The sequence below is a fragment of the Streptomyces sp. TOM-9 genome (assembly GCF_056858595.1).
In genome coordinates, this window is the sequence record NZ_JBXEQB010000001.1 from 2353147 (window position 1) to 2375868 (window position 22722).

At 72.7% G+C, this 22722-nt stretch carries 21 protein-coding genes and 1 tRNA gene; 5 read left to right on the plus strand and 17 right to left on the minus strand.

The features are described from left to right. Positions 1 to 102: 102 nt before the first annotated feature. The 11 genes from yajC to pgsA form a co-directional block, all read right to left on the minus strand. A complete protein-coding gene (yajC, locus tag AC1VWI_RS11035; RefSeq protein WP_499510799.1) occupies positions 103 to 528 on the minus strand; it encodes a preprotein translocase subunit YajC in 426 nt (141 codons plus the stop codon). Between the two features lie 161 nt (positions 529 to 689). Then, a complete protein-coding gene (ruvB, locus tag AC1VWI_RS11040; RefSeq protein WP_499510800.1) occupies positions 690 to 1754 on the minus strand; it encodes a Holliday junction branch migration DNA helicase RuvB in 1065 nt (354 codons plus the stop codon). A 31-nt stretch (positions 1755 to 1785) separates the two neighbouring features. Continuing rightward, positions 1786 to 2400, minus strand: a complete 615-nt coding sequence (gene ruvA / locus AC1VWI_RS11045) for a Holliday junction branch migration protein RuvA (protein WP_499510801.1) — start codon at positions 2398 to 2400, stop codon at positions 1786 to 1788. Beyond that, on the minus strand, positions 2397 to 2927 hold the full coding sequence (gene ruvC / locus AC1VWI_RS11050) for a crossover junction endodeoxyribonuclease RuvC (protein ID WP_499510802.1): 531 nt from the start codon (positions 2925 to 2927) through the stop codon (positions 2397 to 2399). Before ruvC ends, ruvA begins: the two co-directional genes overlap by 4 nt. A 136-nt stretch (positions 2928 to 3063) precedes the next feature. Then, a complete protein-coding gene (locus AC1VWI_RS11055; protein ID WP_499510803.1) occupies positions 3064 to 3816 on the minus strand; it encodes a YebC/PmpR family DNA-binding transcriptional regulator in 753 nt (250 codons plus the stop codon). A gap of 61 nt (positions 3817 to 3877) precedes the next feature. Then, the gene (gene pdxT / locus AC1VWI_RS11060) at positions 3878 to 4477 is read right to left on the minus strand and encodes a pyridoxal 5'-phosphate synthase glutaminase subunit PdxT (protein ID WP_499510804.1); all 600 of its coding nucleotides are present in this window, start codon (positions 4475 to 4477) and stop codon (positions 3878 to 3880) included. An 85-nt stretch (positions 4478 to 4562) separates the two neighbouring features. Beyond that, a complete protein-coding gene (gene pdxS, locus AC1VWI_RS11065) occupies positions 4563 to 5477 on the minus strand; it encodes a pyridoxal 5'-phosphate synthase lyase subunit PdxS (RefSeq protein WP_499510805.1) in 915 nt (304 codons plus the stop codon). Positions 5478 to 5625: 148 nt separating this feature from the next. Continuing rightward, on the minus strand, positions 5626 to 6183 hold the full coding sequence (locus AC1VWI_RS11070; protein ID WP_499510806.1) for a LemA family protein: 558 nt from the start codon (positions 6181 to 6183) through the stop codon (positions 5626 to 5628). A gap of 101 nt (positions 6184 to 6284) precedes the next feature. Beyond that, a complete protein-coding gene (locus AC1VWI_RS11075; RefSeq protein WP_499510807.1) occupies positions 6285 to 7472 on the minus strand; it encodes a glycosyltransferase family 4 protein in 1188 nt (395 codons plus the stop codon). Further along, entirely contained in the window at positions 7469 to 8452 is a 984-nt protein-coding gene (locus AC1VWI_RS11080; RefSeq protein WP_499510808.1) for a phosphatidylinositol mannoside acyltransferase, read from the minus strand. The genes AC1VWI_RS11075 and AC1VWI_RS11080 overlap by 4 nt, the downstream gene beginning before the upstream one ends. Further along, positions 8449 to 9108, minus strand: coding sequence for a phosphatidylinositol phosphate synthase (pgsA, locus tag AC1VWI_RS11085; RefSeq protein ID WP_499510809.1), 660 nt, complete (start codon positions 9106 to 9108; stop codon positions 8449 to 8451). Before pgsA ends, AC1VWI_RS11080 begins: the two co-directional genes overlap by 4 nt. A gap of 247 nt (positions 9109 to 9355) precedes the next feature. On the opposite strand from pgsA, the gene AC1VWI_RS11090 reads away from it, so the two are divergent. Together AC1VWI_RS11090 and AC1VWI_RS11095 are read left to right on the plus strand one after the other, a co-directional pair. Further along, positions 9356 to 11560: an elongation factor G-like protein EF-G2 gene (locus AC1VWI_RS11090; RefSeq protein ID WP_499510810.1), complete on the plus strand. Its 2205-nt coding sequence runs from the start codon at positions 9356 to 9358 to the stop codon at positions 11558 to 11560. A 179-nt stretch (positions 11561 to 11739) separates the two neighbouring features. Then, the gene (locus AC1VWI_RS11095) at positions 11740 to 13383 is read left to right on the plus strand and encodes an AbeC-like domain-containing protein (RefSeq protein WP_499510811.1); all 1644 of its coding nucleotides are present in this window, start codon (positions 11740 to 11742) and stop codon (positions 13381 to 13383) included. A 73-nt stretch (positions 13384 to 13456) separates the two neighbouring features. Here the strand turns inward: AC1VWI_RS11095 and AC1VWI_RS11100 are convergent, their stop codons facing one another. Then, positions 13457 to 14017, minus strand: coding sequence for an HIT family protein (locus AC1VWI_RS11100; RefSeq protein WP_499510812.1), 561 nt, complete (start codon positions 14015 to 14017; stop codon positions 13457 to 13459). Positions 14018 to 14083: 66 nt separating this feature from the next. On the opposite strand from AC1VWI_RS11100, the gene AC1VWI_RS11105 reads away from it, so the two are divergent. Beyond that, positions 14084 to 14758, plus strand: a complete 675-nt coding sequence (locus tag AC1VWI_RS11105; protein ID WP_499510813.1) for a potassium channel family protein — start codon at positions 14084 to 14086, stop codon at positions 14756 to 14758. Between the two features lie 37 nt (positions 14759 to 14795). On the opposite strand, the gene thrS is transcribed toward AC1VWI_RS11105, so the two are convergent. The 3 genes from thrS to AC1VWI_RS11120 all read right to left on the minus strand — a co-directional run bounded on the left by thrS (position 14796) and on the right by AC1VWI_RS11120 (position 18665). Beyond that, positions 14796 to 16778 (minus strand): threonine--tRNA ligase, encoded by a 1983-nt coding sequence (gene thrS / locus AC1VWI_RS11110; RefSeq protein ID WP_499510814.1) that lies wholly within the window; start codon positions 16776 to 16778, stop codon positions 14796 to 14798. Between the two features lie 133 nt (positions 16779 to 16911). Then, positions 16912 to 18099 (minus strand): hypothetical protein, encoded by a 1188-nt coding sequence (locus tag AC1VWI_RS11115; RefSeq protein WP_499510815.1) that lies wholly within the window; start codon positions 18097 to 18099, stop codon positions 16912 to 16914. Continuing rightward, a complete protein-coding gene (locus AC1VWI_RS11120) occupies positions 18099 to 18665 on the minus strand; it encodes a DUF4365 domain-containing protein (RefSeq protein ID WP_499510816.1) in 567 nt (188 codons plus the stop codon). The genes AC1VWI_RS11115 and AC1VWI_RS11120 overlap by 1 nt, the downstream gene beginning before the upstream one ends. A 172-nt stretch (positions 18666 to 18837) precedes the next feature. Here AC1VWI_RS11120 and AC1VWI_RS11125 point away from each other — a divergent pair, with 172 nt between their 5' ends. Beyond that, the gene (locus AC1VWI_RS11125) at positions 18838 to 19578 is read left to right on the plus strand and encodes an exonuclease domain-containing protein (protein ID WP_499510817.1); all 741 of its coding nucleotides are present in this window, start codon (positions 18838 to 18840) and stop codon (positions 19576 to 19578) included. A 47-nt stretch (positions 19579 to 19625) separates the two neighbouring features. Here the strand turns inward: AC1VWI_RS11125 and AC1VWI_RS11130 are convergent. Both AC1VWI_RS11130 and AC1VWI_RS11135 read right to left on the minus strand, forming a co-directional pair. Then, positions 19626 to 19697, minus strand: a tRNA-Val gene (locus AC1VWI_RS11130). A 38-nt stretch (positions 19698 to 19735) separates the two neighbouring features. After that, positions 19736 to 20212, minus strand: coding sequence for an SRPBCC family protein (locus tag AC1VWI_RS11135; protein ID WP_499510818.1), 477 nt, complete (start codon positions 20210 to 20212; stop codon positions 19736 to 19738). Between the two features lie 80 nt (positions 20213 to 20292). Between AC1VWI_RS11135 and AC1VWI_RS11140 the strand changes: the two genes are divergently transcribed. Next, positions 20293 to 22638, plus strand: a complete 2346-nt coding sequence (locus tag AC1VWI_RS11140; RefSeq protein ID WP_499510819.1) for an SCO7613 C-terminal domain-containing membrane protein — start codon at positions 20293 to 20295, stop codon at positions 22636 to 22638. The last annotated feature ends 84 nt before the right edge of the window (positions 22639 to 22722 follow it).

The following is a 22722-nucleotide window of genomic DNA, read 5'->3' on the forward strand; positions in this document are numbered from 1 at the left end:
CTCGATTCTCCCTGTCCAACCGCCCTGCGGACCTGCGCGCGCAGCAGGGCGGCACGATGAGTAGTACGGACTTGCCGAACCTGAAACGTACCGGCCGGGCCGTTACTTCTTGTCGGTGCCGTCCGTCTTGGCGGCGTCCTCGGTCGCGCCCTCGTCGGCGGTCTTGCTCAGGTCGACGTGCTCGTCGGCCTTCTCGACGTCCTCGACGTCCTCGGCGTCGTGCGCCTCGAGCTCGGGCTCCGGGTCGATGCCGTGGACGACGCGGTCGTACTCGGCCTGGTCGAGGACGGCGGCGATGGCGTTCTTCGCGAAGTGCGCGTGGACGCCGTCGGCCAGCTCCAGCAGGACCGTGTCCTCGTTGACCTCCTTGACCACGGCGTACATGCCGCCGATCGTCCGGACGCCCGAGCCGGGGGACATCTGGTCACGCATCTGCGTGGCCTGGCGCTGACGGTTCTTCGCGGAGCGGGTCATCAGCAGCATGACACCGATGATCAGGACGAAAGGCAGGATTTGAACCAGATTCATGGTGTCTTGACGATCCTTCGCACGGCCGTTGGGGCCTGGTCTACGGGATTGTGGGTGTCGGTCCCGGAGGCACGACGTCGGCGGAGTCTAAGCGTTCGTTCGCCGGTGGAACAACGCCAAGCATTACACCGAGGTTCCTGCGGCGGCGAGTCTCCCCGCCGTCAAGGGCCGAACAGCCCGTCTTGCCCGGGTCCGCCGCCCTGTGGCGGCACGAGTCCAAGGTGTGCCCAGGCGGCGGGAGTGGCGACGCGGCCACGGGGTGTGCGCGCCAGGAGCCCCTCGCGCACCAGGAACGGTTCGGCCACCTCCTCCACCGTCTCCCGCTCCTCCCCCACGGCCACCGCCAGTGTCGACAGCCCCACCGGGCCGCCGCCGAAGAGCCCCAGCAGGGCCTGCAGCACGGCGCGGTCCAGCCGGTCCAGGCCGCGGCCGTCGACCTCGTACACGTGCAGTGCCCGGGCGGCGACCTCGCGCGTGATCACGCCGTCGACCTTCACCTGCGCGAAGTCCCGTACGCGGCGCAGGAGTCGGTTGGCGATGCGCGGGGTGCCGCGGGAGCGGCCGGCGATCTCCGCGGCGCCCTCGGGCTCGATCTCGACGTCCAGCAGGCGCGCGGAGCGGTGGATGACCCGCTCCAGCTCGGCCGGGGCGTAGAACTCCATGTGGCCGGTGAAGCCGAAGCGGTCGCGCAGCGGCGGCGGCAGCAGGCCGGCCCGGGTCGTGGCGCCGACCAGGGTGAACGGCGGCAGCTCGAGGGGGATGGCGGTGGCGCCGGGTCCCTTGCCGACGATGACGTCGACCCGGAAGTCCTCCATCGCCATGTAGAGCATCTCCTCGGCGGGCCGGGACATCCGGTGGATCTCGTCGAGGAAGAGCACCTCGCCCTCGGCGAGGGAGGAGAGGATCGCCGCGAGGTCCCCGGCGTGCTGGATGGCGGGGCCGGAGGTGATGCGGATCGGGGCGCCCATCTCGGCTGCGATGATCATCGACAGGGTCGTCTTGCCGAGTCCGGGGGCGCCGGAGAGCAGCACGTGGTCCGCGGTGCCGCCCCGCTGGCGCGCGGCCTTCAGCACCAGGTCGAGCTGTTCGCGGACCCGCTCCTGGCCGACGAACTCCTCCAGCGCCTTGGGCCGCAGCGCCGCCTCGACGGCCTGGTCCTCGCCGTCTGCGGCGGCGCCGACGAGACGGTCGGCGGTGGTCGGTACGGACTCGTCGTCCCAGTTCACTTCGGTGCGCCTTACGCTCGGCGGGCTACGGTCAGCGGGCTCGGTTCAGGGTCTGCAGGGCGGCCCGCAGGAGGGCCCCGACCTGCGGCTCGGCGCTCGCCTCCGCCTGCGGCGTCACCGCGGCCACGGCCTCCTCCGCCTCGCGCGGCTGGTAGCCCAGGCCGATCAGCGCGGCGTGCAGCTGCTCGCGCCAGGAGGCGGGCCCTGCGGCCACCGCGGGGCGTGCGGCGCCCGCCGCGCCCACGGGGGCGCCGAGGCGGTCCCTGAGCTCCAGCAGCAGCCGCTGGGCGCCCTTCTTGCCGATGCCCGGGACGGCGGTCAGGGCCTTCTCGTCGCCGGTGGCGACGGCCGTGCGCAGCGCGTCGGGGCTGTGCACCGCGAGCATGGCCTGGGCGAGCCGGGGACCGACGCCGCTGGCGGTCTGCAGCAGTTCGAAGACCTGGCGTTCGTCGTCGTCGGCGAAGCCGTAGAGGGTGAGGGAGTCCTCGCGGACGACGAGGGAGGTGGCGAGCCGGGCCTGCTCCCCCAGGCGGAGCGACGCCAGGGTGCCCGGGGAGCACTGGACGGCCATGCCGATGCCGCCGACCTCGATCACCGCGATGTCCGGGGCGAGGGCGGCGACGGGCCCGCTGACGAAGGCGATCATGTGCTGGGCTCCTGGGTTCGTGCTCGGGCGACGGCCTGCTGGAGGCGGTTGGTCGCGGTGCCGCGCCAGATGTGACAGATGGCGAGTGCCAGCGCGTCGGCGGCGTCGGCGGGCTTCGGCGGGGCGTCGAGCCGCAGCAGCCGGGTGACCATGGCACCGACCTGCGCCTTGTCGGCCCGGCCGCTGCCGGTGACGGCGGCCTTGACCTCGCTGGGGGTGTGCAGATGGACGGGCAGGCCGCGGCGGGATGCGCACAGCATGGCGACGGCGCTGGCTTGGGCCGTGCCCATCACGGTGCGCACGTTGTGCTGGCTGAACACCCGTTCCACGGCGACGGCTTGGGGCGCGTACTCGTCCAGCCAGGCCTCTATGCCGCGCTCGATCAGCACGAGGCGATGGCCGATGTCGGCCTCCGCCGGGGTGCGGACGACCCCGACGCCGGCCATGCGCAGCGGCTTGCCGGGGGCACCGTCCACCACGCCCACGCCGCAGCGGGTCAGCCCCGGGTCAACGCCCAGCACACGCACCCCGCCCCTCCCTCCCTCGGACAGCCGTTCAAACGGTCCCTGGAGGTTATCGGGTGCCACCGACAACGACGGCGGCCCGGTGGGGGTGTGTCCTCCCCACGGGCCGCCGTCCTGCCGTACGTCCTGCCGGACCGGATCAGGCCTCGACCTTCTCCATGATCTCGTCGGAGACGTCGAAGTTGGCGAAGACGTTCTGCACGTCGTCGCTGTCCTCGAGCGCGTCGATGAGCTTGAAGATCTTGCGCGCGCCCTCCTCGTCCAACTCCACCTGCATGGTGGGGACGAAGTTGGCCTCGGCGGAGTCGTAGTCGATGCCCGCGTCCTGGAGCGCCGAGCGCACCGCGACGAGGTCGGTCGCCTCGCTGAGCACCTCGAAGGACTCACCGAGGTCGTTGACCTCCTCGGCGCCCGCGTCCAGGACCGCGCCGAGCACGTCGTCCTCGTTGAGCTCGCCCTTGGGGACGATCACGACGCCCTTGCGGTTGAACAGGTAGGACACCGAGCCGGGGTCGGCCATGGAGCCGCCGTTGCGGGTCATGGCGACGCGCACGTCGGAGGCGGCGCGGTTGCGGTTGTCGGTGAGGCACTCGATGAGCACCGCGACACCGTTGGGGCCGTAGCCCTCGTACATGATCGTCTCGTAGTCGGCGCCGCCCGCCTCGAGACCGGCACCGCGCTTGACCGCACTGTCGATGTTCTTGTTGGGCACCGAGCTCTTCTTCGCCTTCTGGATGGCGTCGAAGAGGGTCGGGTTACCGGAAATGTCGGCGCCGCCCGCGCGGGCGGCGACCTCGATGTTCTTGATCAGCTTCGCGAAGAGCTTGCCGCGCTTGGCGTCGATCACGGCCTTCTTGTGCTTCGTCGTAGCCCATTTAGAGTGGCCGGACATCAGCCTGTCTCCTTCACGTCACCGATTGCTTCACCAACACTGCGATCCTACCGGGATCACCTCACCGGGCGGCGCGCACCATGTCGACGAAGTACCGGTGCACCCGGTGGTCCCCGGTCAGTTCGGGGTGGAACGAGGTGGCCAGGAGGTTGCCCTGGCGCACGGCGACGATCGTTCCGTCGTCGAGCCGGGCCAGCGTGGCGACCCCGCTGCCGGTGGACTCGACCCAGGGTGCGCGGATGAAGACGCCCTCGACCGGGCCGCCTTCCACGCCCTCGACCTCGACCGCGGTCTCGAAGGACTCGTTCTGCCGGCCGAAGGCGTTGCGGCGCACGATCATGTCGATCCCGCCGAAGGTCTCCTGGTCGTCCCTGCCGTCCAGGATCTTTTCGGCGAGCATGATCATCCCGGCGCAGGTGCCGTAGACCGGAAGCCCGTCCCGGATGCGGTCGCGCAGCGGTTCCATCATGCCGAAGAGCGTGGCGAGCTTGGACATCGTGGTCGACTCGCCGCCCGGGACCACCAGACCGTCCACCTCGGCCAGTTCCTCGGGCCGCCGCACGGGGCGGGCCAGGGCGTCGGCCTCGGCGAGCGCGACCAGGTGCTCGCGGACGTCGCCCTGCAGGGCGAGGACTCCGATGGTCGGGGGGCTGCTGGACACGGGGTGGGACCTTCCGGAACGTCGGGTGGGGCAACGGACGATGGGCAGGCCGTCGCCGGCCTGCCCATCGCGGGGCGTGGGGCGCCTACCAGCCGCGGTTGGCGTAGCGCTCGGCCTCGGGCAGGGTGTCGCAGTTGATGCCGACCATGGCCTCGCCCAGGTTGCGGGAGGCATCCGCGATGATCTTGGGGTCGTCGTAGAAGGTGGTGGCCTTCACGATGGCGGCGGCCCGCTTGGCGGGGTCGCCGGACTTGAAGATGCCGGAGCCGACGAAGACGCCCTCGGCGCCGAGCTGGCGCATCAGCGCCGCGTCGGCAGGGGTGGCGACACCACCCGCGGAGAACAGCACGACCGGCAGCTTGCCGAGCTCGGCGACCTCCTTGACGAGCTCGTACGGGGCGCGCAGCTCCTTGGCGGCGGCGTACAGCTCGTGGTTGTCGTAGCCGCGCAGGCGGGCGATCTCGTTCTTGATCTGGCGCAGGTGACGGACGGCCTCGACCACGTTGCCGGTGCCGGCCTCGCCCTTGGAGCGGATCATGGCCGCTCCCTCGGCGATGCGGCGCAGGGCCTCGCCCAGGTTGGTGGCGCCGCAGACGAAGGGCGTGGTGAAGGCCCACTTGTCGGAGTGGTTGACCTCGTCGGCCGGGGTGAGCACCTCGGACTCGTCGATGTAGTCGACGCCGAGCGACTGCAGGACCTGAGCCTCGACGAAGTGGCCGATGCGGGACTTGGCCATCACCGGGATCGAGACGGCGTCGATGATGCCCTCGATCATGTCCGGGTCGGACATGCGGGCCACGCCGCCGTCCTTGCGGATGTCGGCGGGGACCCGCTCCAGCGCCATGACGGCGACGGCACCCGCGTCCTCGGCGATCTTGGCCTGCTCGGGGGTGACGACGTCCATGATCACGCCGCCCTTGAGCTGCTCGGCCATGCCGCGCTTGACGCGGGCGGTGCCGGTCTCGGGGGACTCGGGGTTGCTGGGAAGCGTGGTGGACACGGGGACCTCACTCGGAGACTCAACTGCAGGGTCACGGCAGCCCGCGGCGTCTGCGGGCCTCCTCACGGACGGCCGGCGGAACACCGATGGTTGCTCTGTGTTTCATGGTGGACCGCACGAAGTGGACCGCAAAAGGGCCAATCGCTCCTCAGTGGCCTGCCACGCCCTCCGGGGTCAGGACGACCGGGGGCTCGTCGTCCATCTCGAACGTCACCGGCTGCGCCGCGTGCCCGGCGAGCCGGAACCAGCGCACCTTGCGGTGCTCGCGCAGCGCCCTGGCGGCGCGCACGGCGTCGTTGTGGAAGCGCCGCGCCATCGGCACCCGGCGCACCGCCTGGGTGAGCTCGCGGGCGGCCTCGTCGCCGCCGGGGGCGGCCCGGACGGCGTCGACCGCGTCGGACTCGGCGAAGACCGCGCGCAGTGCCTGGCTCAGTTCGCTCTCGGCCACCTCGCGCTGTTCGTCCAGGGCCTGCCGGGCGGAGTGCGCGGCCTCGTAGAGCACGATGCTCGCCGCCGGGTCCAGCACCCCCGCGGTGGCCAGCTCCTGGGCCACGGAGGCCCTGCGCAGCAGCTGCGCGTCCAGCGCGGCCCGGGCGGCGTCGATACGGGCGTGCAGGCGGTCCAGCCGGCCCGCGGTCCAGCTCAGGTAGAGGCCGACGGCGACCAGCGCCACGGCGACCCAGATGAAGGTGGTCACGGGCCGCAAGGCTACCGGTGCGCCCGGTGCGGCCCACCGGGCGGCGGACCGCCGGGGCGCCGGCGGCGGGCTTCGGCCGCGGGCTTCGGCCGCGGGTGGCGGTTCCGGGGTCAGTCGCGGGCGAAGCCCAAGCGGGCCCGCAGGCCCACCCGCTCGTCGGCGGCGACCGCCACGGCGCCGGCGGTGACGGTCTCGTACACCGCGAGGATGTCGGCGGCCACGACTGACCAGTCGAAGCGCCGGACGTGCCGGGAGCCCAGCTCGCGCAGCTGCGCACGCCGCTCGGCGTCGCCCAGGAGCCGTACGGCGGAGGCGGCCAGCGCGTCCGGGTCCTCGTTGGGGAAGAGCTCGCCGGCCGCGCCCCCGTCGAGCACCTGGCGGAAGGCGTCCAGGTCGCTGGCGAGCACCGGCGCCCCGGCCGACATGGCCTCGACCAGGATGATGCCGAAGCTCTCGCCGCCGGTGTTGGGCGCCACGTACAGGTCGACGCTGCGCAGCAGCCGCGCCTTGTCCTCGTCGCTGACCATGCCGAGGAACTCGACCTGGTCGCGCATCTCCTTGGGCAGGCTCTCCACGGCCTCGGCCTCGTCGCCGCGCCCGGCGACCAGCAGCCGGGTGCCCGGCCGCTCGGCGAGGATCTTCGGCAGGGCCTTCATCAGCACGGGCAGGCCCTTGCGGGGCTCGTCGATCCGCCCGATGAAGCCGATGGTCCTCCCCCTGTCCTCGCCGGGGAGACCTCCGCCCTGCCACTCCGTCTTGGGCTCGGCGTCGGCGAAGAAGCCCACGTCGACGCCGTTGGGGATGACCACGGCGTCCCCGCCCAGGTGCTCGACCAGGGTGCGCCGGGCGTACTCGCTGACCGCGATGCGGGCGCTGATCTTCTCCAGCGCCGCCTGCAGGATCGGGTAGGCGGCGATCATCGCCCGGGAGCGCGGGTTGGAGGTGTGGAAGGTGGCCACGATCGGCCCCTGCGCCGCCCAGCAGGTCAGCAGGCCGAGGGAGGGCGAGGAGGGCTCGTGGACGTGGATGACGTCGAAGGCGCCCTCGTGGAGCCAGCGGCGCACCCGCGCGGCCGACAGGAAGCCGAAGTTCAGCCGCGCGACCGAGCCGTTGTACGGCACGGGCACGGCACGGCCGGAGGAGGTGACGTACGGCGGCAGCGGGGTGTCGTCGTCGGCCGGCGCCAGGACGGAGACCTCGTGGCCGAGCGCGATGAGGTGCTCGGCGAGGTCGCGGATGTGGAACTGGACGCCGCCTGGGACGTCCCACGAGTACGGGCTGACGATCCCGATCCTCAAGGCTTCTCCGTTCCGGAGCGGTCGGTGGGGTCGCCGGACACCGGGGAGGACGCCGCGTCGCGCCCTGCCGGTTGCCCGGCCGGCGCGTCCGCCCGCGGTTCGAGGTCGGCGAGCCACAGCCGCTGCAGCATGTGCCAGTCCTCGGGGTGCTCGGCGATGCCGGCGGCGAAAACGTCCGCCAGGCGCTGCGTCATGACGGCGGTCCGCTCCGCCCGCGTGCCCTCCTCCGGCACCTCGATCGGTGCGTGGACCTGGCCCTGGAGGTTGGGCGACTCGTCGTACCACAAGGTGACCGGCAGCAGCAGCGCCCCGGTCTGCTGGGCGAGGAGCGCGGGGCCCGCGGGCATGCGGGTGGCCTCGCCGAAGAAGTCCACCTCGACGCCGGAGGAGGACAGGTCGCGGTCGGCGACCAGGCACACCAGGCCACCGCCGCGCAGCCGCCGGGCCAGCGCGCCGAAGGCGGCGCCGCCGGTGTGCGGCAGCACCTCCATGCCCAGGCCCTCGCGGTAGGCGACGAAGCGGTCGTACAGGCTCTCGGGCTTGAGCCGCTCGGCGACGGTGGCGAAGGGCACCCCGAGCCGGGTGGTGACCCAGGCGCCCGCGAGGTCCCAGTTGGCCATGTGCGGCAGGGCGAGGACGACGCCGCGGCCGGAGGCCAGGCCGTCCTCGAGGTGGTGCAGGTCCTTGCAGTCGAACGCGGAGCCGATGCGTTCCTTGCTCCAGGCCGGCAGCCGGAAGGACTCCATCCAGTAGCGCAGGTACGAGCGCATGCCGGCCTTCGACAGCTCCCGCAGCCGCGCCTCGTCGGCGTCGGGCACGACCCTGGCCAGGTTGGACTCCAGGCGCTGCACGCCCTTGCCGCGGCGGTTCCAGGCCAGGTCGGCGACGGACCGGCCGAGCCGCGCCGCGGCGGGTTCCGGCAGCCGTTTGACCGCGCCCCAGCCCAGCCCGTACAACGCGTCGGTCAGCCCGTCCTTCACGCCCGCCCGCTCCCTTCGTGCGCCGCGGCGTCGGCCTCGAAGGCCTCGCGGCGCACGGTGATCACCCGCTGCACCAGCGTCACCAGGCTGCCGACGGCCACGATCCACAGGGCGATCGGCAGCAGCCACTGGATGCCGGGGACGCCGAACTTGTGGAGCCCCGCGAAACCGCAGGCCACCAGTGAGATCACCAGTCGCTCGGCCCGTTCGACCAGGCCGTTGACCGCGACCGGCAGTCCGATGCTCTCACCGCGCGCCTTGGTGTACGAGACCACCTGGCCGCTGGCGAGGCAGAAGATCGTCACCGCGCACAGCACGAGGTCGTCCCCGCCCCCGGCGTACCAGAGCGCCAGCCCGCCGAAGATGGCCGCGTCGGCCACCCGGTCCAGGGTGGAGTCCAGGAAGGCGCCCCAGCGGCTGGAGACGCCCGCCTGTCGGGCCATGTTGCCGTCCACCAGGTCCGAGAAGACGAACAGGGTGATGACGACCGTGCCCCAGAAGAACTCGCCCCTGGGGTAGAAGACCAGCGCTCCCGCGACCACGCCTCCCGTGCCGATCAGCGTGACCGTGTCCGGGCTGACGCCCCGGCGGAGCAGAAACGCGGCGAACGGTGTGAGGACACGCGTGAAGAAAGCACGCGCGTACTTGTTCAGCATGGCCTTCCCGGAGGTTCGTGGGGTGCACCGGCACGACCCCGTCGGCCGTCCGGCTGGCCCATCGTAGCCAGGCGCGTTCCGCGGCAGGTCCGTGGCTCCCGTCCTACCGCGGCACGTACGACGTATGGACGCACCGTGACGGGCGTGGGAAGGTCGAATTACCGCGGGCGTCACTGCAGACCGCCCTGGGCGGGTGGTCTCCCGTGGCGCCAGTCCCCATGCCGTGACGGACCGGGAGGCGAGGCACATGGGCGACAGGAGAGACGCAGGTCCGGGAGCCGCCGGAAGGGCATTGGCGGCCGGCCGGCCCGAGGATGTACGCAACGTGGTGCTGGTCGGCCACAGTGGCTCCGGGAAGACGACGCTGGTCGAGGCGCTCGCCCTGGCGACAGGGGCGGTGAACCGCGCCGGGCACGTGGCCGACGGCGGGACCGTCTCCGACCACGACGAGATCGAACACCGTCAGCAACGCTCGGTACAGCTCTCGCTGGTACCGGTGGAGTGGGACGGAATCAAGATCAATCTGTTGGACACCCCCGGGTACGCCGACTTCGTGGGGGAACTCAGGGCCGGTCTGCGGGCAGCGGACGCGGCCCTCTTCGTCGTCTCGGCGGCCGACGGCGTCGACGGCGCCACCCGGATGGTCTGGGAGGAGTGCGCGGCGGTCGGCATGCCGCGTGCGGTCGTCGTCACACACCTGGAAGCGGCACGGGCCGACTTCGAGGAGATGACCGAGACGTGCCGTGAGGCCTTCGGGGGCGACTCCCCCGACTCGGTGCTGCCGCTGTACCTCCCGCTCCACGGGGAGGAGACCGCGGACGGCCACACACCCGTGACCGGGCTCATCGGCCTGCTGTCGCAGCGCGTCTACGACTACTCCTCCGGCAAGCGCGAGGAGCGCCCGCCGGACGAGGCGCAGCTGCCCGCGATGGACGACGCACGTGCCCGGCTCATCGAGGGGATCATCGCCGAGAGCGAGGACGAGACCCTCATGGACCGCTACCTGGGCGGCGAGGAGCTCGACCTCAAGACACTGGTCCAGGACCTGGAACGGGCCGTGGCGCGCGGCTCCTTCCACCCCGTGCTGGCCGCCGCGCCGGCCGCGGAGGGCTGCAAGCAGGGCATCGGCACCGTGGAGCTGCTGGAACTGGTCACCGGCGGCTTCCCGACGCCGCTGGAACGTGAGGTCCCCCAGGTCAGCACCCCCCAGGGGACGTCGCACGCGCAGCTCACCTGCGATCCCGACGGACCGCTGGCCGCCGAGGTCGTGAAGACCTCCTCCGACCCGTACGTGGGGCGGATCAGCCTCGTGCGGGTGTTCTCCGGCACCCTGCGCCCCGACGAGACCGTCCACGTCTCCGGCCACGGCCTGGAGGACCGCGGCCACGAGGACCACGACGTCGACGAGCGCGTCGGCGCCCTGTCCTCGCCCTTCGGCAAACAGCAGCGGACGGTGCCGCACTGCGTGGCCGGCGACCTGGCCTGCGTCGCCAAACTGACCCGCGCGGAGACCGGCGACACGCTCTCCGCCAAGGACGACCCGCTGCTCATGGAGCCCTGGCTGATGCCGGACCCCTTGCTGCCGGTCGCGATCCAGGCGCACAGCAAGGCCGACGAGGACAAGCTCTCCGTCGGCCTGTCCCGGCTCGTCGCCGAGGACCCCACGATGCGGCTGGAACAGAACCCCGACACCCGGCAGGTCGTGCTGTGGTGCCTGGGCGAGGCCCACATGGACGTGGCGCTGGAGCGGCTGCGCACGCGTTACGGCGTGCAGGTCGACGCCGTGCCGCACAAGGTGGCGCTCCGCGAGACCTTCGGCGAGAAGTCGACGGCGCGCGGACGGCACGTCAAGCAGTCCGGCGGGCACGGCCAGTACGCCATCTGCGACATCGAGGTCGAACCGCTGCCGGTCGGCTCCGGCATCCAGTTCGTCGACAAGGTCGTCGGAGGCGCGGTACCGCGGCAGTTCATCCCCTCGGTGGAAAAGGGCGTCCGCGTCCAGGCCGCCAAGGGCGTGGCCCTCGGCTTCCCGGTCGAGGACATCCGCATCACCCTGGTCGACGGCAAGGCGCACTCGGTGGACTCCTCCGACGCCGCCTTCCAGACCGCGGGCGCGCTCGCCCTGCGCGAGGCGGCCACGCAGTGCCGCATCCACCTGCTGGAACCGGTCAGCGAGATCCGCGTCATGGTGCCGGACGAGTACGTCGGGCCGGTGATGAGCGACCTGTCCGGGCGCCGCGGACGGGTGCTGGGCACCGAACCGGTCGGCCTGGGACGCACCTTGGTGCGGGCCGAGGTACCGGAGATCGAGATCGGGCGCTACGCGGTCGACCTGCGGTCGCTGTCGCACGGCACCGGGCGGTACGGCCGCAGCTACGCCCGGCACGAGCCGATGCCGCCCCAGCTGGCGCAGAAGCTGAGGGAGCAGCACGCCCAGGAGTCCGGCAAGTAACCCCCGTACGGGGGACGTTGACGGCCCGGCGGAACGATCTTCTTCCGCCGGGCCGATGACGCACGTCACACCCCCCGTATACGCTGGGTGGGCGGCGTCGCAGGTGTGCCGGTGCCGCGACCGGGGAAAGGGCCGTGCGGGTTCACGTCCGCGCGGGCGGGGACCAGAAGGGGGCGGCAGTGACCGACGGTTTCGACTTCCTGAGCCCGGGCGCGCAGATACCGCTGAGCGGTGTCGACGGGCAGACGGGTGCCACCCAGGCCCTCGCGTCGGCCGCGTACCGTGACAGTCCCATGGATGCCCTCTCCACGGCCGACGCGGGCAAGTCGTCGGTCAAGGAGGCGAAGGTCAAGCTGCTGCAGGCGAACCTGGGCGAGGCCTTCGCCCGCGCCGTGCAGAACCGGATGCTGGGCGCCTCCCGCAACGAGCTGGTGCAGTCCTTCGGCGCGGAGCCGCAGACCGTCGTCGAGCACTGCCTGGCCGCCAACCGGATCCGCCAGGAGCGCGACAACAAGCTGACGGCCGTGATGGCCGTGTTCGGCCTGCTCTTCCTGCCCGGGATGCTGGTCTGGCTGGGCGCCTTCCAACTCCGCGCCCTCGTACGGAGGTCCGAGGGCTCCCGGGCAGGGCTGCTCGGCTCGGTGGTGCTGCTCGTGGTCGGCTTCTTCGCGGTCCTCTTCGTCGTCAACCCGCCGCTCACCGGCTTCTGGTCGCAGTACCTGAGGGTGATGATGGTGGCCCCGGTCCTCGGCTGGTTCTGGGCGAAGCGGCTCTGCGAGCAGACCGCCAAGGACCTGCGCGAACGCTGGGCGGGGCTGGTCTCGGGCAGCGGCGTCGGCGCGAAGATCCCCGAGGCCGTGCCGCGCAACCCCAACCAGACCCGGGCCGAGAAGCTGCGCCAGAGCCTGGCCAAGCTCTCCGCCGAGCAGCAGAGCAACGTGGTCTTCTACCAAGGCTCCAAGGGCGTGCTCGGCATGGGCGCCCGGTGGGGCGCCTGGCACATGGCCGAGGAACTGACGCCCCGCGAAGGGCTGAGCGAGATCCACCCCTTCCGCAGCTGGGACGTGATCAAGGTGATCCACGGCAAGTTGCGCGGCCTGCAGCGAGGCCCGCTGCACACCGGTGGTTTCCCCAAGCCGCTGATACAGCACTGGGTCGTCTCCCACGTCGGCGAGGGCGCCAAGAAGATCACCCGGCCCACCGGCTCCGACGTCGACGGCTACACCGTCCGCGACTTCGAGATCCAGCGGATCTGCAACGAGCAGCAGTTCGACAAGGGCAACCGGCACTACCTGGGTCTGCAGTTCGTGGTCTGGGACGGTCAGCTGGTGATCACCATGATGGTCACCGTGACCGTGCTGGCGAGCACCCTGCGGATCGAGGTGACCGGGCACGCGCTCGGACCGGTGCACTCCCTCTTCACGACGGCACCGGAGGCCAAGGAGAAGGAGATAGCCCACCCGGTCAAGTTCTGGGAGACGAAGAAGGTGCAGCTGCCGCTCGTGACGAGCGACGAGGTGGTGCGGCTGGCCGCCCGCGCCCCCCTGACCCGTTTCCCCCAGGTGCTCGACCACCTCGGCGGCAAGATCGTCCTGCCCGAGCCCTTCGGTCTGCGGCACAGCTGGGCCTCACAGCCCTGGAACCACCGTTTCATGGCCGACGACGCGCTGCGCGCCGCCACCCCCGTGCTGCGGGCGGTGCACTCCGCGGCCATCACCGTCATGGAGGAGAACGGGGTGGACGTCTCGAAGTTCAACAACCGCTCGGGCATATTGAGCAACATGGTGCAGGACGCCTCGCCCAGCGAGGCCGACGTCTACTGACGGGCCCCGGGTGACGGGCCCCGGGCCGGACGGCTCGCGCGCGGCCCCGGCCCGGTCGGCGGGACGGACCGGGTCAGCCGGCCGGCCAGGCGTCGGCGAGCATCTTGCGGGTGTCGGCGAGGAGCTGCGGCAGCACCTTGGTGTGACCGACCACCGGCATGAAGTTGGTGTCGCCGCCCCAGCGCGGCACCACGTGCTGGTGCAGGTGCGCGGCGATCCCGGCGCCCGCCACGGTGCCCTGGTTCATGCCGATGTTGAAGCCGTGCGCGCCCGAGGCCGAGCGCAGCGCGACCATGGCGCGCTTGGTGAACTCGGCGAGCTCGATGGTCTCCGGCCCGTCGAGGTCGGTGTAGTCCGCGACGTGACGGTAGGGCACCACCATCAGGTGGCCGCCGTTGTACGGGTAGAGGTTGAGGACCGCGTAGACGGCGTCGCCGCGCGCGATGACGAGCCCGTCCTCGTCGCTCATCTCCGGAATCGCACAGAAGGGGCAGCCGTCGCCGGCACCTGGGCCGGTCGGCTTGTTCTCGCCCTGGATGTACGCCATGCGGTGCGGCGTCCACAGGCGCTGGAACGCGTCCTGCGTCCCGACTCCGTTCTGCAGTTCCGGCTCACTCGTCATGCCTTGCAGCATATGGCGTCGTCCCGGCCCTGCGTGTCGCCGGGGGCGCTCCCGCGTGCGGGGCACGATGCTGGCCCCATGCCCATGGATGACGAGCGGCGGCTGCGGGAGTGGGAGCGTCGGGGCAGTGTGCCGCTGTCCATCGCGTCCCTGGTGTTCCTCGTCACGTACGCGGTGCGCGTGCTCGTCCCGGACCTGCCGCCCGAATGGTCCGACCTGCTGCTGACGATCACCGTCGTGACCTGGGGACTCTTCGTGCTGGACTATCTGGTCCGGGTGGCCGTCGCGCCGCACCGCTGGAGTTACGTCCGCCGCCGCTGGCTCGACCTGGTCGTGGTCGTCCTGCCGCTGCTGCGCCCGCTGCGTCTGCTGCAGATCTACGGGAGGGTCCAGGACCTCCACAAGCAGCCGCGGTTCTCCCTGGAGGCCCGGGTGATGGGGTACGCGGGGCTCAGCGCGCTGCTCCTCGGCTTCGCGGCGAGCCTGCAGGTGTACGCGGACGAGCACGACGCGCCCGGCGCGCAGATCCGCACCTACGGCCAGTCGGTGTGGTGGCTGTGCTCCACGATCACCACGACCGGGTACGGCGACCTCGTGCCGGTGACGGTGCGCGGACGGGTGATCGCGGTGGGGGTGATGTTCCTGGGCGTCGTCCTGATCGGCGCGGTCGTCGGGTCGTTCTCGGCCTGGCTCACCCAGAGCTTCCGCCGTGCCGACGAGCGGCCGGACGCGGGCGGGCCCCCGGAGGGCTGACCTCCGGGGGCCCGTCGCCGTGCATCGTGCCGGCGGCTCAGACCTGGACGCGGTCCTCGACGGCCTTGGCGATCTCGGCGATCGCCTCGTCACGCGGGATGCCGTTCTTCTGCGAGCCGTCCCGGTAGCGGAAGGAGACCGAGCCCGCCGCCATGTCCTCGTCGCCGACGATGACCATGAACGGCACCTTGCTGCGCTGCGCGTTGCGGATCTTCTTCTGCATCCGGTCGGCGGAGGCGTCCACCTCGACGCGCAGGCCCTTCCGCTTCGCCTCGGCGGCGAACTCCTGCAGGTAGGACACGTGCGCGTCGCCGATCGGGATGCCGACCGCCTGGACGGGGGCCAGCCACGCCGGGAAGGCGCCCGCGTAGTGCTCGAGCAGCACCGCGAAGAAGCGCTCGATGGAACCGAAGAGCGCGCGGTGGATCATGACCGGGCGCTGCTTGGTGCCGTCGGCCGCCGTGTACTCCAGGTCGAAGCGCTCGGGCAGGTTGAAGTCGAGCTGCACGGTCGACATCTGCCAGGTGCGGCCGATGGCGTCCTTGGCCTGGACGGAGATCTTCGGACCGTAGAACGCGGCGCCGCCCGGGTCCGGGACGAGCGGGAGGCCCTGCTTCTCGGCCACCTGCCGCAGCGTCTCGGTGGCCTCCTCCCAGATCTCGTCGGAGCCGACGAACTTCTCCGGGTCCTTGGTCGACAGCTCCAGGTAGAAGTCGGTCAGGCCGTAGTCGCGCAGCAGGTTGAGGACGAAGGTGAGCGTCTTGTCCAGCTCGTCCGCCATCTGCTCCTTGGTGCAGTAGATGTGCGCGTCGTCCTGGGTGAAGCCGCGGGCACGGGTGAGGCCGTGCACGACTCCCGACTTCTCGTACCGGTACACGGTGCCGAACTCGAAAAGGCGCAGCGGCAGTTCACGGTACGAGCGGCCGCGCGCGTCGAAGATCAGGTTGTGCATCGGGCAGTTCATGGGCTTGAGGTAGTAGTCCACGCCCTCGTCGAGCTGCATGGGCGGGTACATGCCGTCGGCGTACCAGTCCAGGTGGCCCGAGGTCTCGAAGAGCTTCCCCTTGGTGGCGTGCGGGGTGTAGACGAACTCGTACCCCTCCTCCTCGTGCCGGCGGCGCGAGTAGTCCTCCATGACCCGGCGGACGATGCCGCCCTTGGGGTGGAAGACCGCCAGGCCCGAGCCGATCTGCTCCGGGATGGAGAACAGGTCGAGCTCGGAACCGAGCTTGCGGTGGTCGCGCTTCTCGGCCTCGACGAGGAAGTCCAGGTACTCCTTGAGCTCGTCCTTGGACGGCCAGGCGGTGCCGTAGATGCGCTGCAACTGCTTGTTCTTCTCGCTGCCGCGCCAGTAGGCGGCGGCCGAGCGCATCAGCTTGAACGCCGGGACGAACCTGGTGCTGGGCAGGTGCGGACCGCGGCAGAGGTCCTTCCAGCACAGCTCGCCGGTCTTGGCGTCCAGGTTGTCGTAGATGGTCAGCTCGCCGGCGCCGACCTCCGCGGAGGCGCCCTCGGCGGCCTCGGCCGCGGAGCCCTTGAGGCCGATCAGCTCCAGCTTGTAGGGCTCGTCGGCGAGTTCCTCGCGGGCGGCGTCGTCGCCGACGGCACGGCGGGAGAAGCGCTGGCCGCGCTTGACGATCTCCTGCATCTTCTTCTCGATGCGCTTGAGGTCGTCGGGGTGGAAGGGCTTCTCGACGTCGAAGTCGTAGTAGAAGCCGTCCTTGATCGGCGGGCCGATGCCGAGCTTGGCCTCCGGGAAGAGCTCCTGCACTGCCTGGGCCATCACGTGCGCGGTGGAGTGGCGCAGGATGTTGAGGCCGTCCTCGCTGGCGATCCCGACGGGCTCGACCTCGTCGCCGTCGGCGACCTCGTAGGCGAGGTCCTTCAGCTGGCCCCCGACCCGCGCGGCGACGACGGTGCGGTCGCCGTCGAAGAGCTCGGCGGCCGTCGTGCCCGTCGTGACCAGCCGCTCTTCCTGCTCATCGGAATCGCGCTTGATGATCACACGGACGTCTGACACCGGTCTCTCCTGACGTATGTCCCACTGGGTCCGGCAGCGGAAAGCTGCACCGGTGAATCCTACCGAGCCGGGCGGGTGCCCCGCGAAGCGATGGCCCCCGGCGTCGGGGGCCGTCGCCCGGTGCGCCCCCCGGTCAGCCGCCGAAGGAGTCCTCGAAGGTGTCGACGCCGCCGTGCAGGGCCTTCATCAGCCGGTCGCGGTCGGCCTCGTCGACGTGGACGGGGGTCAGCGCCGACGGGTGGGTGAGGTGGCAGAAGCCGGTACGCCGCTCCAGCCGCCCGGAGAGCCGGACCGGCAGCCCGACCAGGTGCGCCTGGGCCGCGATGCGGTACCCCTCCTCGGACAGGCGGATGCGTACGTGGCGGACGTCCGCGCCGGCCAGGACGCGCAGCCGGATGCTGCCGCCCCCGGAGGGGCGCGGCCGGCGCAGCCGGGTGACAGTGCCGGTGACGCGCACGTCGACCGAGGGTTCCTCGCGCACGTAACGCTCACTGGCGGCCTCCAGCGCGGGGAGGTCGCCGGGGGAGAACTCGACCGGCTCCGGCACCCTGGCGAACCCCACGGGCGGCCCGGCCGCCGGGGCCCAGGCGAGGGTGACCACCACGCCCTCGGTGCCGCGCACCATCCGGATCAGGGAGTCGGCCAGTTCGTGGCAGACGCCGAGGCCCACCGCCGCGTCGAAGGCCTCCATGCCGCCGGTGGTCCGCTGGTAGTCCACGGCGTCCCGGGCCGCCTGCAGCGCGCGCAGCAGCGTGGTCACGGTGCGGCGGCCCTCGGGGACCGGCGCGTACGCGGTGAGCTGGTGCCCCGGCGCGGCACCGACGAGCACCTGCTCCAGGAAGGCGTTGGCGTGCCCGGTGTGGCGCGCGCCGAAGTAGCCGAAGCGGTCCCGCTCGGCGCGGGCGGCGGACATGAGCATGGCGCGGGCGGCCGCGCGCAACTGCTCCCCCGCCGTCCACGGCACGGCCGCGCCGGCGGCCGGCGGCAGCTCGCGGTGCCAGTGGATCTCGTCGCCGGGGACGGCGAGCGCGGTCAGCACCTCGCGCGCCGACGGCTCGCCGCAGCGGGCGAGGGCGTCGAGGGCCTCGCCCAGCAGCTCGGCGTGGTCGGCGTAGCGGGCGCCCGCGGTACGCCGCTCGGGCACCAGGAGGCTGGTCCGGGCGGCGGACTCCGGCTCGCCCGGGGGCGTCCAGCGCGTGTAGCGGCCCGGGGCACCGCCACGCCGCCGCCAGCCGTGGCGGGCGAGCAGCGCGACGAGGACGCCGGGGTCGACCCGCTCGGGGTCGGGCGGGACGAGTGCGTCGTCTGCCGTCCGGCTCATCAGGGCCTCCCTCCCGCCCCGACCCGCGTCATGATCTCGCACAGGGCCCGGTCGTCGAAGATCCGCGCGGTGGGTATCCGCACGGTCGTCTTGCGCTTGCCGGTCGCGGCGTGACCGGCGAGGTTCGTCCAGTAGCAGCAGTGCCGCAGCTCCAGCCGGTCGTGGCCGGCGCGCAGCCATTCCTCCTGGGTGCGCGGCACGAGCATCACCACGAGGATCTTGTGCACCGAGACCGGGGTCCGGGCCAGCTTCACCAGGTGCTCGTTCTCCAGGGTGAAGCCGAAGGTCGGACCGGGAGGCCGCGGGGCGACCTGGTAGGTGCACTTGAGCTGCACCTTGATCGTGACCTCGTCGTCCACACCGTGGCCGTGCGAACTGTGGCTTATGTGCCAGTCGATGCCGTTGTCCGGGAAGGGCTGGGCGAGCGAACAACCGGCGGCCGCCGCCACCGCGTGCAGATAACCCACTTGGAGGGTTTCCATGCAGCTGGTGGTGGCGAGTCCGCCGCGCAGCGGTGCGTTCGGTTCGGACAGCAGCCCACCCGGGCCGGGCTGCTCGAGCGCCATCGCTCTCCGTGCCTTTCCGGGCGCGGGAATCTTAGTGATCCCCGTTGCCCTCTTCATCCCCACCAGCGACAAGTCGCAAACCGTTGCGGTTCGGTGACGTGCGGTCACGGGTACGTACCGTAAGGGCGGCCGCCGGCCGCCCGCATCCTGCGATCCGCACGGGAGGTGCGCCATGCCGCACTGGTACGACGGCCCGCTGGCCGCCTTCGACACGGAGACCACGGGGGTCGACGTGGAACACGACCGGGTCGTCTCGGCCGCGTTGGTGGTCGAGGACGCCCCCGGCATACCGGCCAGGACGACCCGCTGGCTGGTGGACCCGGGGGTCCCGGTGCCCGAAGGGGCCCGCGCGGTGCACGGGCTGGACGACGACTACCTCCGGGCGAACGGACGCCGTCCCGGCCCGGTGATGGAGGAACTGGCACGCGCGCTGGCCGACCAGGCCGCGGCCGGCGTGCCGCTCGTGGTGATGAACGCACCCTTCGACCTGACGCTGCTCGACCGGGAGTTGAAGCGCCACCGTGGCATGGCGCTCGACGCCTACCTGGTCCGCGGCCCGCTGCGCGTCCTCGACCCCCGGGTCCTGGACAAGCACCTCGACCGCTACCGCAAGGGCCGCCGCACCCTCACCGACCTGTGCGCGCACTACGGCGTGGTGCTGACCGACGCCCACGACGCCGCGGCGGACGCCCTCGCCGCGCTCGCGCTCGTACGGGTGCTGGGCCACCGCTTCTCCACCCGGATCGGCGGGGTGCCGCCCGCCGAACTCCACGCCCGCCAGGCCCTCTGGCACGCCGGCCAGGCCCGCGGGCTGCAGGCGTGGTTCGCCCGCAGCGGCACGGACGACCGGGTCGACCCGGCCTGGCCGCTGCGGCCGACGCCCGCACGGACCCCCGAGGAGCCGGCGGCCTAGGCACACGACGAAGGGCCGGTCCGTGATGGACCGGCCCTTCGCGACGGTGGGCGATACTGGGATCGAACCAGTGACCCCTTCGGTGTGAACGAAGTGCTCTCCCGCTGAGCTAATCGCCCGGGACGACCTGAACAATACAGGGCGCGGGCGGCTGCGTTCAAACGGCTTCCCGGCCCGGTGCCCCCTCCGCGCGCAGCCGGGCGGACAGGCCCCGTCGCCCCTGCCGCATCATCAGGGCGTGGTTCGCCCGGAACAGCGGCCGGCACGGGACGGCCAGCCGCCGCATCAGCGGCTTGTTGACGATCACGTCCTCCTCGAAGAGCAGCCGGGTGCCGCCGCCCGCCCCGTCCGCGCCGACCGTCCAGCGCACCCACCCCTCCAGGTCCCCGTACATCGCCACCTCCAGGACCCCCGCGCGCGGGTCGCGGCGGGTCTGGTGCGCGGTGACGAACAGGTCGTACGGCAGGACCGAGCGGAAGCGCAGGGTGCCGGCGGTCTCGCCGGTCTGCCGCACCTCGCGGACCTGGGGCCACCACACCGGGTACTCGTGCGGGCGCTCCAGGAGGCCGTACACGGCCTCGGGCGGGGCGGCGATCCGCCACAGGCTGCGGAAGCGGTAACGGCTCCAGTCCATGGAGCCAGTGTGCGTACTCAGCGCGGATCTGAGTACCAGCGCGCATGCCCGCTCACGTGGGCCGCGCCACACTCCGAGCCATGGAGACGATGCCCCCGCCGCACGACCGCTGTCCCGCGTGCGGCACCTACCTGCCCGCGACGGCGCCGCCCGCGTGCCCGCGCTGCGCGCTGCCCCTGGTCGGGCCGGTAGCAGAGGAACTGCGCGAGACCGACCGCGCCCTCCTGCGGCTGGACGCCGAACGCGGCCGCCTCATCGCGCGCCGCGGGCAGTTGCTGGCGCAACTGCGGCCGCCGTACCCGCCGGCGCCGTGGGGCACGCCGTGGGGTGCCCCGCCGCGCCGCGAGACCTCGCCCCGCGCGGTGCAGAACCTGCTGCTCGCCCTGGGCGGTGTGCTGCTGGCGGTCGCCGCGATCGCGTTCACCGTCATCAGCTGGGGCCACCTCGGCATCGGCGGGCGTGCCGCCGTCCTGGGCGCGCTGACCCTCGCGGCGACGGGCGTCCCCGTACTGCTGCTGCGCCGCACGCTGGCCGCCACGGCCGAGGTCGTCGCCTGCCTCGGCCTCGTCCTGCTGCTGCTCGACGCGTACGCGCTGCACCGCGTGGCGTTCCCCGGCGCCGACGGGCTGCGCTTCGCGGCGGTGTCCCTGGCCGTCGTCGCCGCGCTCTGGGCCGGGTACGGGAAGGCCCTCGGGCGGCTCGTGCTGCCGGTGCCCTTCGCCGTGGTGACCGGTCAACTCCCCCTGGTGCTGTGGGCGTCGGCCGCGGAGTCGGCGTACTGGCTCGCGGCCGCCCTGCTCGTCACGGCCGCGCTGGACGCGGCGGTCGCCCTCCTCACCGGCGGGCGCGGGACGCGGATCACCGCCGCCGTCGCCGGGACGGCCGTCGGTCTGGGCGCGCTGCTCACCGCGGGCGGGCTCTCCGTCTCGGCCGACGACGGCGGAGCGGCACTGCGCGCGGGCGTGCTGCTGCTGGGCGCCGCCGCGGTGGCGCTCACCGTCGCGCTGCGGCCCGCGGTGCCCGCCACCGTGTCGGGGATCCTGTCCGGGGTCGCGGCGCTCGCGGTCGTGGGCGCGGCCGGCGGGATCGTCCGGCCGGGCGTGCCCGGCGGCTGGATCGTGCCGGGCTACCTGGCGTGCGCCGCGGTCGTGCTCGGCGCGGCGGCCCTCGCCGTCCCGGCCCGCCTCCGCCCGGTGGCCGGCGGTCTCGCGGCCGGCGCCGCCGCGGTGCACGCCCTGGCCCTGCTGTGGGCGCTGCCCTCGCTGGTCGTGGGCCTGGTCACGCGCGACGCGTGGGAGGGCCCGTACGGCGCGGTCGCTGTGGCCGGGCTGCTCGCGGCGGAACTGGCCACGGCGGCGCGGCTGCACCGCGCCACCCCGTACGCCCCGCTCGCCGCCTCCGGCGCCCTGGTGGCGGCCGCGGTCGCCGTGTGCGTGCCCGGTCCGCTGCCCGTACGGCTCGTCGTCGTGGCCGCCCTGCTCGCGCTGTCGGCCCGGGCGCTCACGTGGACCGCCCTGGTGAGCGCGTGCGGGCTCGCCGTGACGGCCGTCGCGTGGGCCCACCCGGAGCGCACGGCGACGCTCACCGTGCTCGCCGTGCTGCTGGCCTGCTTCGGCGCGCTGTACGCCGTGGCCCCGCGCACCCGCGTGGTGAGCGGCGCCGCCGTGGTCGCCTGCGCGGCGGGCCTCGCCTGGACCGGACTGCCCGCCCACGCGGCCGCGTTCACCCTCCTCGCGATCGCCACGGCCGCCCAGGCCGCCGCCCTCCGCGCCCCCGGACGCCCCTTCGAGCACCCCGGCCACGCCGCGGCCCTCCTCGCGGTCGGCCTCGTCGCCGACGACCCCGCACTCCTCGCCCTGGCCCTCGCCCTCACGGGCGTCCTCGCCGCGGCCGTCGCGGCGCTGCGGGCCGACCGGCGGTGGCTCGGCTACGTCGCGACCTGCCTGATGATCGCGGCGAGTTGGGTACGCCTCGCGGCGTCCGACGTCCACGTCCCGGAGGCGTACACCCTCCCCGTCACGGTCGCCGCCCTGGCCGTCGGTGCCCTGCGGCGGCGCCGCGACCCCGCGTCCTCGTCCTGGGCCGCCTACGCCCCCGGGCTCTGCGCGACCCTCCTGCCCAGCCTCGCCGCCGCCTGGGGCGACCCCGGCTGGGTCCGCCCCCTGACCCTGGGCGCGGCCTCGCTCGCCGTGATGCTCCTCGGTGCCCGCCACCGGTTGGCGGCGCCGCTCCTGCTGGGGGCGGGCGTGCTCGCGCTCGACGCGCTGCACGAACTCGCCCCCTACATCGCCCAGGCCCTCGGCGCGGTCCCCCGCTGGGTGCCGCTCGCCCTGGCGGGCGTCCTCCTGCTCGGGGTCGGGGCGACGTACGAGCGCCGTCTGCGCGACGTCCGGCGCGTGCGGGACGCACTGGGGCGCCTCCGCTAAGAATGTGCCGGTGGGTTGTGGTTGCGGCCCGGTGGTTGTGTGCGGGTGCGTTGCGCCTGCGGCGGGCATCCCCCGCCCTCCCGC